Consider the following 16807-nt stretch of genomic DNA (forward strand, 5'->3'; position numbering starts at 1 on the left):
CACCCCCACCAGCCAAAAAAGAAACCCCCAACAAAATTTCGTTTGCCGGGGGTTAAAGAAGCACGAATCAGACCATAACCACGGCTATTCGATACCGTATTTTTTCTCAGTTACGAATTTCGGCTCTTTCCAATTGGGGCCTTTTTTAACAAGCATTTTGTCACCCCATTCAATAACGCCATTCTGACGTAACTGTTCGAACACCCGCCTGAATTCACCATTCCCAATTACTGTAAAATTATGGCGACTAAAGAATCGATCCATTTGGGGATAACCAAACCCATCCTCATTTCTCACCAAAAAGGCAATGACGTCAGAAATTTTTTCTTCTTTTGCCAAGCGTTCTAAATCAATCATTTTAGCATCCTCAACTCTTGTTGTTCAGCAGCGTCTAAAGCCTCCTGCGTATAGAGCAAAGCCTCGCTGTTGCCTAATTGATAATCTTCCAACGTCGCAGTATGCGTATTATTCCACACTTCCCCTTGATTATCTGGCACCGAGCCATCTCTAATACCCAAATTGCGATAACGCTCCAATTCCCTGATCTCATGTGTATAAAATCGCCTGTCAGTATCGGTGGGAGGCAGTTCTCCCTTCAAGATCTTTTCCAGGCGGCCGATCATCACTTTGTTAGCGTCTGACTCTGTAAAACGCCCAGTATGCAGCTTCACCTTATCCACGCCGGCACGGTCGATGCTGGCCCCTTTCCAATCCAGATTCTGAATGGGGCCTCCAGCTTTATTGGTGTTGTATTCACGACCGCTGTATTTGCCCCTGGCGTTGGTTTCACCATAGGGCTTGCTCACCATCACATAGATGGCCTCTACACCAATCTCCGTCGCATCCGGCTGCCACAGGATAAAATCTTGCAGATCCTGCACCACATCCGCCGGGAAGGTGGTGACCACGATGCTGTCCGCCTGCCTGATGCCGGTGCCGGTATGCACTGGCGATTTGGGCCCCGGTGAGCCGTTGCCGGTATGCGCCGGCGCTGCCGGCCCGGTCGGTACCGGGTTGATCAGTATCGTTCTGGCCGGTGCGCCTGCCACCGCCGGCAGCGTGATTTTGTCCAGCCCCGTCAGCTCATCGCGAACGGGTCTGAATACCGGCACGCTCGGCGATACGTCGCCGACGCCCGTCCTGACGAAGTTGACGCTCTGTCTCCCGTCATCGTCGGTAGTGATAAATCCGCGCACCGGCAAATCGACCGAGGTCATGCCGGGCTGGATGGTCGCCCTGCCCGCCGCCGCCAGGCTCGCCTGGAGGGCAAACAGATTAGCATCCCGCCCGGGCACCTGGGCACTCCCGGCACCGGCCTCTGTCGGGTAGAAGCCGAGGGCAAAAGCCCCCAGCACCGATCCGGCGGCGACTGCGGTGCCGGCGCGTATACTGCCAACTTCATAAGCCGCCCGCCACGACGCGCTCGCTGCCCAGCCGGCCAGTTCGCTCGTGGTCGTCATCACACCTTGCCCGACCATCGACGCCTGCAGCATCGCGGGCGCGCGGTTAAGCACCATGGCGCCTGCGGCAGCCAGCGCCGCATTGGCCGCTTTTAGCTTTTCCGGGGAGTAGGCCGGTGCATCCAGAATCCCCGCTTTGGCGAACAACGCTTTTCTTGCGGCTTCCGCCTTGCGGGCCTCTTCAGCCTTGCGGGCTTCTTCTGCTTTGCGTGCCTCTTCAGCCTTTCGGGCTTCTTCGGCTCTGCGGGCCTCTTCTGCTTTTCGAGCCTCTTCCGCTTTACGAGCTTCTTCGGCTTTGCGGGCTTCGTTAGCCAGTCGTTGGCGTTCCGCATCTTGATTTTTCTTCAGCGCATTGTCCAAGTCAGCCGTAACCTGGGAAACAGCCTGAGCCTGCGTTTTTTTAACATCGTTGTCCTTGGTATAATAAGATGTATGTCCATTACGTCCGCCACCTGATTCACGGGCTTCCGTCACCTTATCCGGCATTGCATCATGCGCTTTTTGCCAAGCTTTAGCTGCTTGCATCCGAGCTTCTGGTTGCTTATCCAGTGGAAGGTTATCAATGGCAGTTCGCATGGACTTATATGCCGGTGTGGATGTAGCCGCCACAGTGCCTCGTGGTAAACCATTTTGAATTGCTTCCGAAATAGCAGCATCAATCAATGCTGTACTAATGGGCCCCGCTTCAGCCCATCCGCCGCGAGCCCCCCCAGAACCACCCGATGATGAGTCGCGGCCACCGTTTCCCTTTGAACCCCCGCCTGGCTCTGGTGTCGAGCCACGTTCAGAACTCCAGCCAGTCCCATCCCCTTTTCCGCCGCCATAGTTAAATCCGCCCATATCTTTCTCCTTGTTCGAGGCAGGCGGAGCAAATATTGCATTATTTAGCCGCAATAATTACTCCGTTGAAAATCCCGTCACTTGGCCGTGACTCAAGCATTTTGAGACGTTGAAATCATGCCTTCCAACACCGCCACCCGCGATTCCAACCCTTCTCGGGCCGCTCGCTCTTCCTTAAGCGCCTCAACCAGCAACGCCACCACGCCGTTGATATTGATGCCCCGCGCATCCTTCAGCACGCTGCCATCGTTGAGCTTCAATTCGGTTTGGGTCACCGACTGCGGCAATACGCTCTCCACTTCCTGAGCGATCACCCCGGCCTCCGGCACGCCCTGTTTTAGGTAGGTGTAGCCGCCAATATTGGCCAACTTGTCCAATGCGCCGTCAATTGTTGTGATATCGGTTTTCATGCGGACATCTGAGCTGCTGTTCCAGGCGCCATTGGTGTAGGCATGGCCATCATTGCGGAATTCATACCAACCATCAGCGCCGCCATTGGCCACGTGCAACGCGAGCATGTGGTGTTTGCCGATGCGCTCGTAGTGGTACAAATCGGCTGACAGGTCGCCTGCACCCTGTATATGCATCCCGTTGGTAATGCGGTCTGCATTATTGTTTACATTCTGGTTACCGGCCGCCCAAATCCATCCATTAGCATTACGCTTAATCAGTTGTCCTACTGATAATTCGGCATTCGGCCTGACCTGGAGCTCGTTCCAGTTTCCCTGCCAATCGCGGTAAGAGAGCAGGCCATAATCCTCTTTGCCGGCGACCACGCGTGACCCCATCAACATGGCCGTAGTGACGTTACCGCTGGTGAAATTGGTATGTACGGCGGCCGCATCATAGACTTGCCCATTAATAAGTGGTGCTGGACCGGTGGTCGCGGTGGAGATGCCGGCATTATGCGATACCATCGCACCACCGGAAATATCAACGCCGTTGCCGAGTGCAACCCTGCCGGAAGCCAGGCTGAAAGCGAAAGGACGCGAGGTGTTCCATTGTCCGTTTTGAGCTTGCCCAGCCTGAGTTGTCAGTAAGTAGAAAGCCTCGCCGTCGTTACGCAGCATCACACCGGTATTGCCATTTGCCAGCCGAAAACCGTTGGCCGATTTGGAGACGATTTCACCGTCGCTGACCACGCGCTGGCGCAGCGTAGACAGTGATTTCAGTTCGGCGATATCGTCGTTAACGCCGTTAAGCACCTGCGCATTTTTCTTTTCTTCTGCCATGATTGTTACCCTCTTACGTCCTGTTTGATGGCGGTTAACAGCGCTCATTCCCCCAGCATTCCCTGGCCACTGGGCTCACCGCACCGAAGCTGTAAAACCGGTTAAGTACACAGCAAAACTGTATGCATAACCAGTAATTTATCTCAAAAGATAATGGGATTCCCTCATCGCAGGTTGTGTGGTGAACGAAACAACCATGAGACTGGGAGCCATAAAGAGAGCAGAAGAAGAAAGCAGAAGAAGAGAGCGGCGGGCACGCTGAGCCCGCCGGGCGTATCAGAAAAGGGAATGCGGGCCGGCGCAAGCCGGCCGGGGAACGAAGGTGTTTACCGCGCCCGCTCGGCGGCCAGCGCCGCGATGCGCATGATCACCGCCACCGCTTGCTCCATGCCTTCCAGCGTCACGAATTCGTGCTTGCCGTGGTAGTTGTAGCCGCCGGTGAACAGGTTCGGACACGGCAGGCCGCGGAACGACAGCTGCGCGCCGTCGGTGCCGCCGCGGATCGGCTTCATCACCGGTTCGATGTCGCAGTCGCGCATCGCCTGCTGCGCCAGCGCGATCACATGCGGGTGCTCCGCCACCTGTTCGCGCATGTTGTAGTAGCTGTCTTCGATGCTCACTTCGATATAGCAATCGCGCGGCAAGCCTTTGCCGACCTCGCGGGCGATGTCCACCATCTTGCGCTTGCGCGCTTCAAACCCCTCGCGCTCGAAGTCGCGCAGGATATAGTGCATTTCGGCGCGCTCTACGCTGCCCTTGATGCTGCTGAGGTGATAAAAGCCCTGGTAGCCTTCGGTGGTCTCCGGCGCTTCGTCCGCCGGCAGCGCCTGATGAATGCGGGTGGCCAGCGACAACGCGTTGACCATCACGCCCTTGGCGCTGCCGGGGTGCACGCTGTTGCCGAGGATTTTGATCGTCACCGAGGCGGCGTTGAAGTTCTCGCACTCCAGCTCGCCGACGCCACCGCCGTCCACGGTGTAAGCCCATTCGGCATTGAAGGCCGCCACGTCGAACAGCTGTGCCCCCTTGCCCACCTCCTCGTCCGGGGTGAAGGCCACGCGGATGTCACCGTGCGGGATTTTGCGCGCGCGCAGGCGCACCATGGCGGTGAGGATCTCGGCGATGCCGGCCTTGTCGTCGGCGCCCAGCAGCGTTTTGCCGTCGGTGGTGATCAGGGTCTGCCCCAGCATCTGGTGCAGGATCGGGAACATCACCGGCGACAGCACTTCATCGCCGATGCCCAGCGCGATGTCGCCGCCGCGATAGTTCTCGACGATCTGCGGATTGACGTGTTTGCCGCTGAAATCCGGCGAGGTATCCAGATGGGCGATAAAACCGACCGCCGGCACCGGCCAGGCGACGTTGCCCGGCCAGGTGCCCATCACGCAGCCGTGTTCGCTGAGCGACACCCGCTCGAAGCCGAGCGCGATCATTTCCTGCTGCAACGCACGCGCCAGCTTCAACTGCCCGTCGGTGCTCGGCACATGCTTTACGTTCGCTTTGGACTGGGTGTCGAAAGAGACGTAGTTGAAAAAGCGGTCAAGTAATTTGTCCATGGTAGCGGCCCCTCAGAATATCGCGTTTCATTATGCGGAACCGATCAGGATCAAATATTGCGTCAGGTCATTTTTAACCAGAATTCGCCAATATCATTAATTTTTGTGATGATTTATGAGGGAAATAACACTGTCATCACAGGGTCATTTGTCGCTATCATGATGAAAAACGCGGCATCTGGGCCGGATCGGCTTTCAATTCCGGCATTCAGCGTCTATCATGCGCGCTCGAAAAATTTCCATTGGCGCAACTGGTTTGAGCTTCATTTGATCAGCGGGCATTCCGCAAGCTCCGGCAGTCTTTTCCAGTTGCGGTTCTATCTGCATTAGCCCACGGGATAGAGTAATACGATAAATGACTGAGACATCCTCTCTGACTCCCCTTGTTGAACTGCATGCCCTGAGCAAAGCGTTCGATGGCAAAACCATCATTGCCGATCTCGAACTGGCGATTAACCACGGCGAATTCCTCACCATTCTCGGCCCCTCCGGCTGTGGCAAAACCACGGTGCTGCGCCTGATCGCCGGTCTTGAAGACGCCGATCGGGGCCGCATCGTGCTCGACGGCCAGGACATCACCGCCATTCCGGCCGAACATCGCCACGTCAACACCGTGTTTCAGAGCTATGCCCTGTTTCCGCACATGTCGGTGTTCGACAACGTCGCCTTTGGCCTGCGCATGCAAAAGGTGCCGGCGGCGGAACTGACGCCGCGCGTCGAAGAGGCGCTGCGCATGGTGCAGCTGGATGCGTTCGCCAAGCGGCGGCCGGGCCAGCTCTCCGGCGGCCAACAGCAGCGCGTGGCCATCGCCCGCGCAGTGGTCAACAAGCCGAAGGTGTTGCTGCTGGACGAATCGCTGTCGGCGCTGGACTACAAGCTGCGCAAACAGATGCAGAACGAGCTGAAGGCGCTGCAGCGCAAGCTGGGCATCACCTTCGTGTTCGTCACCCACGATCAGGAAGAAGCACTGACCATGTCGGATCGCATCGTAGTGATGCGTGAAGGCCGCATCGAGCAGGACGGCACGCCACGTGAAATCTACGAAGAGCCGAAGAACCTGTTCGTCGCCAGCTTTATCGGCGAGATCAACATCTTCGACGCGGTGGTCTTGCAGCGCCTCGATCCGCAGCGGGTGCGCGCCAACGTCGAAGGCCGCGAGTGCGACATCTATGCCGATCTGCCGGTAGAGCCGGGCCAAAAGCTGAAGGTGCTGCTGCGCCCGGAGGATCTGCGGGTAGAAGAAGTGAACGACAGCGCGCAGCACGACGGGCTGATCGGCTACGTGCGCGAGCGCAACTACAAAGGCATGACGCTGGAGTCGGTGGTTGAGCTGGAGAGCGGTAAAACGGTGATGGTCAGCGAGTTCTTCAATGAAGACGATCCGGACGTCGACCACTCGCTCAACCAGAAGATGGCGGTGACCTGGGTTGAAAGCTGGGAGGTGGTGCTGACCGATGAAGAAATCGCGTAAAGTCTTCCAGAATGTGGTGATCGTCGGCGTCGTCGCCTGGCTGCTGCTGTTCGTGTTCATGCCCAACCTGATGATCATCGCCACCAGCTTCCTGACCCGCGATGACGCCAACCTGGTGCAGATGGTGTTCACGCTGGACAACTACCGGCGCTTGTTCGATCCGTTGTACGCCCAGGTGCTGCTGCACTCGCTGAACATGGCGCTGGTCGCCACCCTGTGCTGCCTGGTGATTGGCTATCCGTTCGCCTTTATTCTGGCGCGGTTGCCGCAGAAGGTGCGGCCGCTGCTGCTGTTTCTGCTGATCGTGCCCTTCTGGACCAACTCGCTGATCCGCATCTACGGCCTAAAGCTGTTTCTCAGCACCCGCGGCTATCTCAACGACGCGCTGCTGTGGGTCGGCGTCATCGACAAGCCGCTGCGCATCATGTACACCTCGGAAGCGGTGATCCTCGGCCTGGTGTATATCCTGCTGCCGTTTATGGTGATGCCGCTCTACTCCAGCATCGAAAAGCTCGATAAGTCCTGCCTGGAGGCGGCGCGCGATCTCGGCGCCAGCAAGCTGCAGACCTTTATCCGCATCATCGTGCCGCTGACCATGCCGGGCATTATCGCCGGCTGCCTGCTGGTGGTGCTGCCGGCGATGGGGCTGTTCTTCGTCGCCGATCTGATGGGCGGCGCCAAGAATCTGCTGATCGGCAACGTGATTAAAAGCCAGTTCCTCAATATCCGCGACTGGCCGTTCGGCGCGGCTACCAGCATCTGCCTGACGCTGGTGATGGGGCTGTTGCTGCTGGTCTATTACCGGGCCGCCCGCCTGCTGAACAAGAAGGAGGATCTGGCATGATCGGACGTCTGCTGCGCGGCGGCTTTATGACGCTGGTATACGCCTACCTGTATATCCCGATCGTCATCCTGATCGTCAACTCCTTCAACGCCTCGCGCTTCGGCATCAGTTGGCAAGGAGCCACCACCAAGTGGTACAGCACGCTGCTGAATAACGACAGCCTGCTGCAGGCCGCCGGCCACTCGCTGACCATGGCGGTGCTCTCCGCCACCTTCGCCACGCTGATCGGCTCGCTGACCGCGGTGGCGCTGTACCGCTACCGCTTCCGCGGCAAGCCGTTCGTCGGCGGCATGCTGTTCGTGGTGATGATGTCGCCGGATATCGTGATGGCTATCTCGTTGCTGGTGCTGTTCATGCTGCTCGGCATTTCGCTCGGCTTCTGGTCGCTGCTGTTCTCGCACATCACCTTTTGCCTGCCGTTCGTGGTGGTGACCGTTTACGCGCGCCTGAAAGGGTTCGACGTGAAGATGCTGGAGGCCGCGCGCGATCTCGGCGCAAGCGAGTTCACCATTCTGCGCAAGATCATCCTGCCGCTGGCGATGCCGGCGGTGGCGGCCGGCTGGCTGCTGAGCTTCACCCTGTCGATGGACGACGTGGTCGTCTCCTCCTTCGTCACCGGGCCGAGCTACGAAATCTTGCCGCTGAAGATCTATTCGATGGTGAAAGTCGGCGTCTCGCCGGAGGTCAACGCGCTGGCCACCATTTTGCTGCTGCTGTCGCTGGTGCTGGTGATCGCCAGCCAGTGGGTGATGCGCGATCGCTCGCCCAAGGCCGAGTAATCCTTACCGCCGGGCGCTGCGGCGCCCGCCTCTTTCATTCGCCGCAGTGATATGACTGCGGCCGTTTTTGATCGGCCAGGCTCGGTTAACCCGCTGATTTGCCGCTGGGATAACCGCCTTTACCCACCCCGCCCCGGCCCCTATAATGGCCCCTTTCTGGGGTATGGCGCGGCCGCCAAACGGTTTGCCCATACGGGTTCGGCTCATTACTGCTGAAGGATACGCTGCATGAAAAAGTGGTCACATCTGCTCGCAGCCGGGATGATGGCGCTGAGTTTCTGCTCTGCAAACGCCTCTGACGGCAAAACGCTGTATTTCTATAACTGGACTGAATACGTCCCGCCGGGGCTGCTGGAGCAGTTCACCAAGGAAACCGGTATCAAGGTGATCTATTCCACCTATGAATCCAACGAAAGCATGTACGCCAAGCTGAAGACCTATAAAGACGGCGCGTACGATCTGGTGGTGCCTTCCACCTACTTCATCGCCAAGATGAGCAAGGAAGGCATGCTGCAAAAAATCGACAAGAGCAAGCTCAGCCACTTCAAGGATCTTGATCCTACCCTGCTGAACAAGCCGTTCGATCCTAACAACGACTATTCCATCCCCTATATCTGGGGCGCCACCGCCATCGGCGTTAACAGTGATGCGCAGGAGCCCTCTACCGTCACGTCCTGGGCCGATCTGTGGCAGCCGCAGTACAAAGGCCGCCTGCTGCTGACCGACGACGCGCGCGAAGTGTTCCAGATGGCGCTGCTCAAGCTGGGCTATTCCGGCAACACCACCGATCCGAAAGAGATCGAAGCCGCCTACCACGAACTGCAGAAATTGATGCCGAACGTGCTGGCCTTCAACTCCGACAACCCGGGCAACCCGTTTATGGAAGGGGAAGTCAACGTCGGTATGGTGTGGAACGGTTCGGCCTTCGTGGCGCGCCAGGCCGGCACGCCGCTGGAGATCGTCTGGCCGAAGGAAGGCGGGATCTTCTGGATGGACAGCCTGGCCATTCCGGCCAATGCGCGCAACGTCGAGGGGGCGCTGAAGCTGATAGACTTCCTGCTGCGGCCGGAAATCGCGGTGCAGGTGGCGGAAACCATCGGTTATCCGACGCCGAACCTGGCGGCGAAGAAGCTGCTGTCGCCGGAGATCGCCAACGACAAATCACTCTACCCGGATAAGGCGGTGATTGAGCACGGCGAGTGGCAAAACGACGTCGGCGACGCCAGCACGCTGTACGAAAGCTACTTCCAAAAGCTGAAAGCCGGGCGCTGATCGTTAGAGAAACGCTATTATCTTCGTTATCCGCCATCACAAGTCGGATAACGAAGTTGCAGTAGCTTATTGATGTATTTAATAAAGCATTACTCCCTGTAATTATGCACGAATGTTTACGCATTGAATAATCCTTGTAATTACACATGGATAGCGGTATATTGCCTAAATTATTGCATTTTATTTTTAATTATTATGAGGTGGTGAATGCGCATCGGAATTGCGAGCAATGGATACCCTGAAAAGCGTTGCATTACTGAAAACAAAAGTCATGACTTCATCAACTTTGATAAAAGCAATACTTTTAAATACATTAACTTTCTGAACAGCAAACTACTAAATAAAGCACCATCATTTATTTTTAGACCGCTCATAGTTAACCCCTCAAATAATATTGATGCATTTCATTTCTTCAACCACACCGGATTACTAAAAAGCAAGTGGGTTTCAACCTTTAAGACTATTATCCCGAGAATACCGGAAGTAATGGATATCCATAGAAAACCGGATGGGGAGAATAATTATGAGAAAAACGAAAAGATTGGAGCCTTGCTATCAGCCATCGCCGAAAGCAATTGCCTCAGTATTTTAGCATTATCACAATCTGCTTATAATATTCAGGTGGCTATGCTTGATGAATACCCCGCTCTTGCCGATTCAATCAAAAGCAAGATGCGTATCGTTCATCCGCCGCAGCAACTGTTAGTGGCTGCGGTAACTGACAAACCGGTCGATTCAGACAGGGTAAAGCTCATCTTTGTCGGTCGGGACTTTTACCGTAAAGGCGGTGCAGAAATCGTTCTTGCCGTTAGCGAACTGGTTGAGAGCGGGATTATTTCAGCAGACGACATTGATGTCACTTTGATCGGCGATCTGGGCAAAAGAGATAATTATGTTCATGGAGAATTCAAAGATGATATGCAATTCTATGAACGCATTGAATCCATTGTGAAAGATCTATCATGCATTTCCCATTTTGCATCGCTTCCTAACGGGCAAGTAATGGAAAAATTCATTAGTAGCCACATTGGTTTGCTGCCAACATGGGGTGACACTTATGGTTATTCCGTATTGGAAATGCAAGCTTGCGGATGTCCAGTGATAACAACCAGCGTTCGTGCACTGACAGAAATAAACCCCTCCGAATCAGGTTGGATGATCGATGTTCCATGTAATAAATTTAAAGAAATTGTCATCAGTAGTTATGATGACAAAGAAGAAATTCGTAATATCATTATAGCTGGCATCAAGAAAAATATAGCTAATGCCGTTGCTGACAAAAAAACAATAAGCGATAAAGCACAAGCATCCATCGAAAGAATAAAAAATGCGCATGCTCCCGATGCCTATTTCAAACTGATTGATACTATTTACGGAAGTAAATAGGAAAAATCCATTATTAACGCATTACGCTCTAAATGCGTTAATATCCATGAAAAGCTCAGGTGTAATTAAGTTTGCACCTGAGCTTTTTCATCCCCAAACGCACCACTAAGGCCTGTCGGCCCGCGCCACCTTGCCCACCAGGAACTTGTGCACAAAACGCGGCACCACTTCGCTGGCAAGACCGTAGTGTTTCTCGTCGAACTGGCTCTCCACTTGGCTCGGTTCCAGGTTCAGTTCCATGGCGTAGGCGCCGCCCAGCCGCGCCTCATGCACGAAGCCGGCCGCCGGATAGACGTGGCCGGAGGTGCCGATGGCGACGAAGAAATCGGCCTTGCTCAGCGCCTGGTAAATGTCGTCCATACCCAGCGGCATCTCGCCGAACCACACCACGTGTGGCCGCAGCGGCGCCGGGAACTGGCAGCAGTGGCAACGGTCGTCAACGCTGAGATCGCCGGGCCATTCGAACACCTGGCCCGACTGGGTGCAGCGCACCTTCAGCAATTCGCCGTGCATGTGCAGCACCCGCTTGCTGCCGGCGCGCTCATGCAGGTTATCGATGTTTTGCGTGACCAGCAGGAAGTTGTCCCCCAGCCACTCTTCCAGGTCCGCCAGCGCACGGTGCGCGGCGTTCGGGGCGATCTCTTCCGTCTGCAGCTGGCGGCGACGTTCGTTGTAAAACGCCTGCACCAGCGCCGGATCGCGCTGAAAACCTTCCGGCGTGGCGACGTCCTCCACCCGGTGCTCTTCCCACAGCCCATCCGCGGCGCGGAAGGTGCGAATGCCCGACTCGGCCGAAATGCCGGCCCCGGTCAACACCACCACAAACGGCTTTTTCAGCTCGGCCGCCGCCATGGTGTCACGGTGAAAAATGCGTGAACGAAAGCGCTGATGCAGCACATGCTTACTCTTGCGAAACTGACACAGCCGATGGCGAGTGTGCATTAACTCTCTCCTTACTTTTCCCTGTTGACCAAATTGAGGAACGCTGCGCCGCGCACGCCGCCGGCGTCGCCATAGCGCGCCTTCTCGATGCGCGGCAGCCGGGCCACCCGCAGCAGGTGCGCCGGCAGCCGCTGCGGCAACGCCTGGTAAATGGCGTCGAAGTTCGATAGCCCGCCGCCGATCACCACCAGGTGCGGATCCAGCACCGTCAGCAGGTTGCCCAGGCAGATCGCCAGCACGTCCATAAAGCGGTCGACGTGAGCCACCGCCTGCGGCTCACCTGCCTGATAATGCGCAATGATCTCGGTGGCAGGCAAGTGCCGGCCATAGAAATGGGCGTACATCCATTCGAAACCGCGGCCCGATATGTAATTTTCAATGCAACCCTGGTGGCCGCACCCGCAGGCAACGCGAGGCACATCACGCCCCAAGACCTCGAGCGCATCCACCGGCAGGCGCAAATGGCCGAACTCGCCGGCGATATAGTTGCGCCCAGGCACCGTCTTGCCGTCGACGATCAGCCCACCGCCTACGCCGGTGCCGAGGATGATGCCCAACACCGTCGGGTAGCGGCGAAACTCGTCGTCCCAGGCCTCCGACAGCGCAAAGCAGTTGGCGTCGTTATCGACCCGCACCTCGCGCCCGATCAGCGCCGCCAGATCGTGCGGCAGCGGTCGCCCCATCGCCGCCGGCACGTTGGCGGTAAACAGCGTGCCGTCATCGTCGTTGGGCAGGCCCGGGATGCCGATGCCGACGCTGCCGCGCCGGCCGCAAAACGCATCCGCCTCAAGGGTCAGATCGCACAGCGTGGCCAGCAGCTGCCGGTAATCTTCACGCGGCGTCGGCACCCGCTTTTGCCAAATGCGTTGCAGGTTGTCGTCGAACACCCCCAGCTCAATCTTGGTGCCGCCCATATCGAAACCGTAGTACATAACCCATCCCCAGGCTAAAAAAACGGGGCGGCATCGCTGCCTCCCCGTGGGTTTTATTGTCCGCTCAGCACCCGCGCCGGATCGATGCGGCTGGCTCGCCTGGCCGGATACCAACTGGCCAACAGGCTCAGCACGATGGCGGTTGCCAGCACGATCAGTACGTCCAGCCAGTGCAGCTCGGAAGGCAGGAAGTCGATGAAGTAGATATCGCCCGACAGGAAGGAGTGGCCGACCAGTTTCTCGATGCCCCGGATGATGTTGGTCAGCTGCAGCGAGGCGATCACCCCAATCACTACACCGCTCAGGCTGCCCAGCAGCCCGGCCAGCAGCCCGTACCAGATGAAGATGGCGCGGATAAAGCCGTCTTTGGCGCCCAGGGTACGCAGCACCGCGATGTCGGCGCTTTTGTCTTTCACCGCCATTACCAGCGTGGACACGATGTTGAAGCAGGCCACGCCGATCACCAGCACCATCGCCAGGTACATAATGGCGCGGATCATCTGGATATCGCGATACATGTAGCCGTACTTGCCGATCCAGCTCTTGATGTAGATATAAGAATTGGTCACTTCGCCGGCGTCGCGCACCAGTTTGTTGGCGGCGAACACGTCGTTCATCTTGAGGGCGATACCCGTGACGCTGTCACCCATGTCGAGATACTGCTGCGCATCGGCCAGCGGCACCAGCGCCAGGCTGTGATCGAGCTGGCCGCTGAGCTGCAAAATGCCGGTCACGTGCAGACGGATGCGCTTCGGCTGCAGCAGCTTCATTTCCGGGTCGCTGTTGGGGATCATCACCGTCACATAGGCGCCCTGCTTGACGCCCAACGCGTCGGCCACGCCCTTGCCGAGGATCACCTGCTGCTCGCCGGGCTTGAAGTTGGCCCAGGCGTCGCCCTGCACATACTGCGGCAGCGCGCTCAGCCGGCTCTCCTGCTGCGGATCAACGCCTTTGACTTCCACCGCGCGCAGCTGCGCGCCGTTCTCCATCAGGCCGGTAAAGTTGATGTACGGCGCGGCGGCCACAATACCCGGCACCTTTTCCACCCGCTGCAGAATCGACGGCCAGCCGCTGAACGGCTGATTGACCGGCTCGAGTTCGCCGTGCGGCACCACCGCCAGAATGCGGTTCTTCAGCTCGCGCTCAAAGCCGTTCATCGCGCTCAGGCCGACGATCAGCACCGCCACCCCCAGCGCAATGCCGACGGTGGAGATGACCGAGATCAGCGACACCATGCCGCCGCGTTTACGGCCGCGACTGAAACGCAGGGCCGTCAGGAAGGACAGTGAGGCTCCCGCCATTACTCGGCCCCCATCAGGGTCAGCTGCGCCTGCAGGTGTCCGTCGGCCATTTCCAGCTGGCGGCTCAGGCGCTTGGCCAGCTGCAGATCGTGCGTCACCACCAGAAAAGCGGTGCCCTGACGCACGTTCAGCTCGCCCAGCAGATCGAAGATGCTGTCCGCGGTGCGTTTGTCCAGGTTACCGGTCGGTTCGTCCGCCAGCACCAGCGCCGGGTTGTTAACCAGCGCGCGCGCGATTGCCACGCGCTGACGCTCGCCGCCGGAGAGCTCTGACGGGCGGTGCTTGCTGCGTTTTTCCAGCCCGACCGCCGCCAGCATCTCCCGTGCCTTCTCCTGCGCCTGCGCCGGCTTGGCGCCGCCGATCAGCAGCGGCATGGCGGCGTTTTCCAGCGCGGTGAAGTCCGGCAGCAGATGGTGAAACTGATAGATGAAGCCCAGCTGGCGGTTGCGCAGCTCGGCCTTGGCCGCCGAAGACATGGCGTTCAGCGATTCGCCCTTGAAGATCACCTCGCCGGAGGTCGGTGAGTCCAACCCGCCCAGCAGGTGCAACAGGGTACTCTTGCCGGAACCCGAGCTGCCGACGATCGCCATCATCTCGCCCTGCTGCATGGCAAAGCTGACATTGCGCAGCACGTCGGTGTGCAGATTGCCTTCCTGATAGGTCTTGCACAGGTTGTCACACTGCAGCAAAAGATGGTTACTCATAACGTAAAGCCTCAGCGGGTTGTACGGCGGCAGCGCGCCATGAAGGATAAAGCGTGGACAACAAGGAAACCGCCATCGCCACCACGGCGATGATCGTTACCTGCAGCGGATCGACCGCCACCGGCAGCGAAGCGCCGTCGATCAGGGCGCCGAGGATCGGCATCAGGTTATTCAGGTTGGTGGCCAGCAGCACGCCGAGCAGCGTGCCGAGCAGCGAACCGATGATGCCGGCGCTGGCGCCTTGCACCATAAACACCGACATGATCTGGCGGCGAGTCAGCCCCTGGGTCTGCAGAATGGCGACCTCGCCCTGCTTTTCCATCACCAGCAGGCCGAGCGACGTAATGATGTTAAACGCCGCCACCGCCACGATCAGGCTGAGCAGCAGCCCCATCATGTTTTTCTCCATACGCACCGCCTGGAACAGCTCGCCCTTGCGATCGCGCCAGTCTTTCCAGACCGTGCCCGCCGGCAGCGCCTGTTGGCTGAGGGTATCGACCGCCAGCGGCTGCTGCAGGAACAAGCGCCAGCCGGTGATGTTGCCCGCCGGGTAGCGCATCAGGCGCGAAGCATCCTGTTGGTTGACCAGCAGCTGATAGCCGTCCACCTCGCTGTTGGCGTGGAAGGTGCCGATAAGGGTGAACAGGCGCTGGCTGGGAATCCGGCCCATCGGTGTGAACTGGCTGGCGCTCGGCACCATCACGCGCAGCGAATCGCCGCGCTTGACGCCGAGTTGCCCCGCCAGCTGTTCGCCGATGATGATGTTGTATTGGCCCGGCTGCAGCTGTTGCTGCTTGACGTTGACCAGATACGGGGTCAGCGGATCGGCTTCGTCGGGATTGACGCCGAGCATCACCCCGACCGCCACGCTGCGGGCGCTTTGCAGCACCACGTCACCGGTGGTCAGCGGTGCGACGCGCGTGACGCCCTGCAGCTTCTGCATCTCGGAGGCCGGCAGCTGCTGCGGGTTGACCGATCCTTGCGGACTGGTGACCAACGCCTGCAGCTTCTGCATCTCGGAGGCCGGCAGCTGCTGCGGGTTGACCGATCCTTGCGGACTGGTGACCAACGCCTGCGGCATCAGGCCGAGGATGTTGTTCTCCAGATCCTTCTCGAAACCGTTCATCACCGACAGCACGGTGACCAACGCCATCACCCCCAGCGTAATGCCGATGGTGGAAAGCCAGGAAACAAACCGCCCGAAGCGGTCTGAGGCTCGCCCGCGCATGTAGCGCAGGCCAATGAATAACGCGACAGGTTGATACATGAAATCCGTTTGATAGCCGTGGCTTAAGCAAAGTGATCATGGATAATAAAGGCTCTCCCTCGTTTAGGGAACACCCGGCGGCCTTTTATTGCGCCGGGCGGCCCCTCATCCGGCGTCTCGCTTGAGCAGGTTATAGACCGACACCCGCGAGATGCCGAGCGCTTCGGCCACCATGGTGGCCGCGCCGCGCAGTTGCAAATACCCTTGCTGCTTCAGCTGTTGCACCACCTGAAACCGCTGTTCGGAAGACAAAGCGCGCGGCTGGGTGGCATGCGACGCGGCGAACGCGTTGATCGCCGCGGCGATGTCCGACAGCGAGCGTGCACTCTCCGCCGCCTGCGGCGCGGCGCTTTGCACCACCGCCGTCAGCTGCTGCAGGATAGCGGTGACGCTGTTGAAGATGGACACATCCAGATTGAGGCAAATCGCCGCCACAAAGCGGCCCTGGCTATTGCGCAGGCCGATCGAGGTGCTCTTGGCCGGGCGCCCGTCGGGAAACACGCTGGCGTAGTTCTGCACCACGTCAGGAAACTCCGGCGACGCGATGCGCTCCAGCCCCATTTCCGTCGCGGCGTCGCCGATGCGGCGGTTGGACAGATTGTTGGCGATGGCGACAATGGCGCGATCGGGCTGGGTCAGATCGTGCAGCACCACTTCGCAACCGGGCGCAAACATCACGCCCAACGCCTGAACAATTTTTTCCGCTTCGCGCAGCAACAGCGCATTTTCCTGCCTGAGATCGCTCATTGAGTTAACCATTTGACAATAACTTTACAAAGAGTAAATTAAAAAACCACACCAAGCAATGCATCGTCCCCATC

The 16807-nt window shown here is 58.1% G+C and carries 16 protein-coding genes; 6 read left to right on the forward strand and 10 right to left on the reverse strand.

All coding sequences use genetic code 11. From position 1 onward, the window contains the following. Positions 1-84 precede the first annotated feature (84 nt). From GF111_RS02220 to pepT, 4 genes are all read right to left on the reverse strand, one after another. Positions 85-357 carry a hypothetical protein gene (locus tag GF111_RS02220; RefSeq protein ID WP_015377598.1) on the reverse strand — a complete coding sequence of 91 codons (273 nt, stop codon included), beginning with the start codon at positions 355-357 and terminating at the stop codon, positions 85-87. Beyond that, on the reverse strand, positions 354-1985 hold the full coding sequence (locus GF111_RS02225; RefSeq protein ID WP_223294947.1) for an S-type pyocin domain-containing protein: 1632 nt from the start codon (positions 1983-1985) through the stop codon (positions 354-356). Before GF111_RS02225 ends, GF111_RS02220 begins: the two co-directional genes overlap by 4 nt. Before the next feature lie 407 nt (positions 1986-2392). Then, positions 2393-3532 carry a tail fiber domain-containing protein gene (locus GF111_RS02230; RefSeq protein ID WP_038877840.1) on the reverse strand — a complete coding sequence of 380 codons (1140 nt, stop codon included), beginning with the start codon at positions 3530-3532 and terminating at the stop codon, positions 2393-2395. 326 nt (positions 3533-3858) lie between these two features. Then, positions 3859-5088: a peptidase T gene (pepT, locus tag GF111_RS02235; RefSeq protein ID WP_004941154.1), complete on the reverse strand. Its 1230-nt coding sequence runs from the start codon at positions 5086-5088 to the stop codon at positions 3859-3861. Positions 5089-5145: 57 nt separating this feature from the next. Between pepT and GF111_RS02240 the strand changes: the two genes are divergently transcribed. The 6 genes from GF111_RS02240 (at position 5146) to GF111_RS02265 (ending at position 10840) form a co-directional block, all read left to right on the forward strand. Beyond that, positions 5146-5418: a hypothetical protein gene (locus GF111_RS02240; RefSeq protein ID WP_055312280.1), complete on the forward strand. Its 273-nt coding sequence runs from the start codon at positions 5146-5148 to the stop codon at positions 5416-5418. Between the two features lie 25 nt (positions 5419-5443). Beyond that, a complete protein-coding gene (gene potA, locus GF111_RS02245) occupies positions 5444-6559 on the forward strand; it encodes a spermidine/putrescine ABC transporter ATP-binding protein PotA (protein WP_110612503.1) in 1116 nt (371 codons plus the stop codon). Beyond that, a complete protein-coding gene (potB, locus tag GF111_RS02250) occupies positions 6543-7403 on the forward strand; it encodes a spermidine/putrescine ABC transporter permease PotB (protein ID WP_038877805.1) in 861 nt (286 codons plus the stop codon). Before potA ends, potB begins: the two co-directional genes overlap by 17 nt. Continuing rightward, complete coding sequence (potC, locus tag GF111_RS02255; RefSeq protein ID WP_047727722.1) at positions 7400-8182, forward strand: spermidine/putrescine ABC transporter permease PotC; 783 nt, start codon at positions 7400-7402, stop codon at positions 8180-8182. The genes potB and potC overlap by 4 nt, the downstream gene beginning before the upstream one ends. A 228-nt stretch (positions 8183-8410) precedes the next feature. After that, positions 8411-9454, forward strand: a complete 1044-nt coding sequence (gene potD, locus GF111_RS02260; protein WP_038877809.1) for a spermidine/putrescine ABC transporter substrate-binding protein PotD — start codon at positions 8411-8413, stop codon at positions 9452-9454. 207 nt (positions 9455-9661) lie between these two features. Then, the gene (locus GF111_RS02265; RefSeq protein WP_148940335.1) at positions 9662-10840 is read left to right on the forward strand and encodes a glycosyltransferase; all 1179 of its coding nucleotides are present in this window, start codon (positions 9662-9664) and stop codon (positions 10838-10840) included. 105 nt (positions 10841-10945) lie between these two features. On the opposite strand, the gene cobB is transcribed toward GF111_RS02265, so the two are convergent. From cobB to GF111_RS02295, 6 genes are all read right to left on the reverse strand, one after another. Further along, positions 10946-11782, reverse strand: a complete 837-nt coding sequence (gene cobB, locus GF111_RS02270; protein WP_015377583.1) for a Sir2 family NAD+-dependent deacetylase — start codon at positions 11780-11782, stop codon at positions 10946-10948. 11 nt (positions 11783-11793) lie between these two features. Then, positions 11794-12714 carry an N-acetylglucosamine kinase gene (gene nagK / locus GF111_RS02275; RefSeq protein WP_038877813.1) on the reverse strand — a complete coding sequence of 307 codons (921 nt, stop codon included), beginning with the start codon at positions 12712-12714 and terminating at the stop codon, positions 11794-11796. A gap of 53 nt (positions 12715-12767) precedes the next feature. Beyond that, positions 12768-14015: a lipoprotein-releasing ABC transporter permease subunit LolE gene (lolE, locus tag GF111_RS02280; protein ID WP_147191299.1), complete on the reverse strand. Its 1248-nt coding sequence runs from the start codon at positions 14013-14015 to the stop codon at positions 12768-12770. Then, positions 14015-14719: a lipoprotein-releasing ABC transporter ATP-binding protein LolD gene (gene lolD / locus GF111_RS02285; protein ID WP_004941120.1), complete on the reverse strand. Its 705-nt coding sequence runs from the start codon at positions 14717-14719 to the stop codon at positions 14015-14017. The genes lolE and lolD overlap by 1 nt, the downstream gene beginning before the upstream one ends. After that, complete coding sequence (gene lolC / locus GF111_RS02290; RefSeq protein WP_147191297.1) at positions 14712-15986, reverse strand: lipoprotein-releasing ABC transporter permease subunit LolC; 1275 nt, start codon at positions 15984-15986, stop codon at positions 14712-14714. The genes lolD and lolC overlap by 8 nt, the downstream gene beginning before the upstream one ends. A gap of 105 nt (positions 15987-16091) precedes the next feature. Continuing rightward, positions 16092-16733, reverse strand: a complete 642-nt coding sequence (locus GF111_RS02295) for a transcriptional regulator (protein ID WP_038877816.1) — start codon at positions 16731-16733, stop codon at positions 16092-16094. Between the last annotated feature and the right edge of the window lie 74 nt (positions 16734-16807).

Source organism: Serratia sp. HRI (genome assembly GCF_010119335.3).
GTDB lineage: Bacteria > Pseudomonadota > Gammaproteobacteria > Enterobacterales > Enterobacteriaceae > Serratia > Serratia nevei.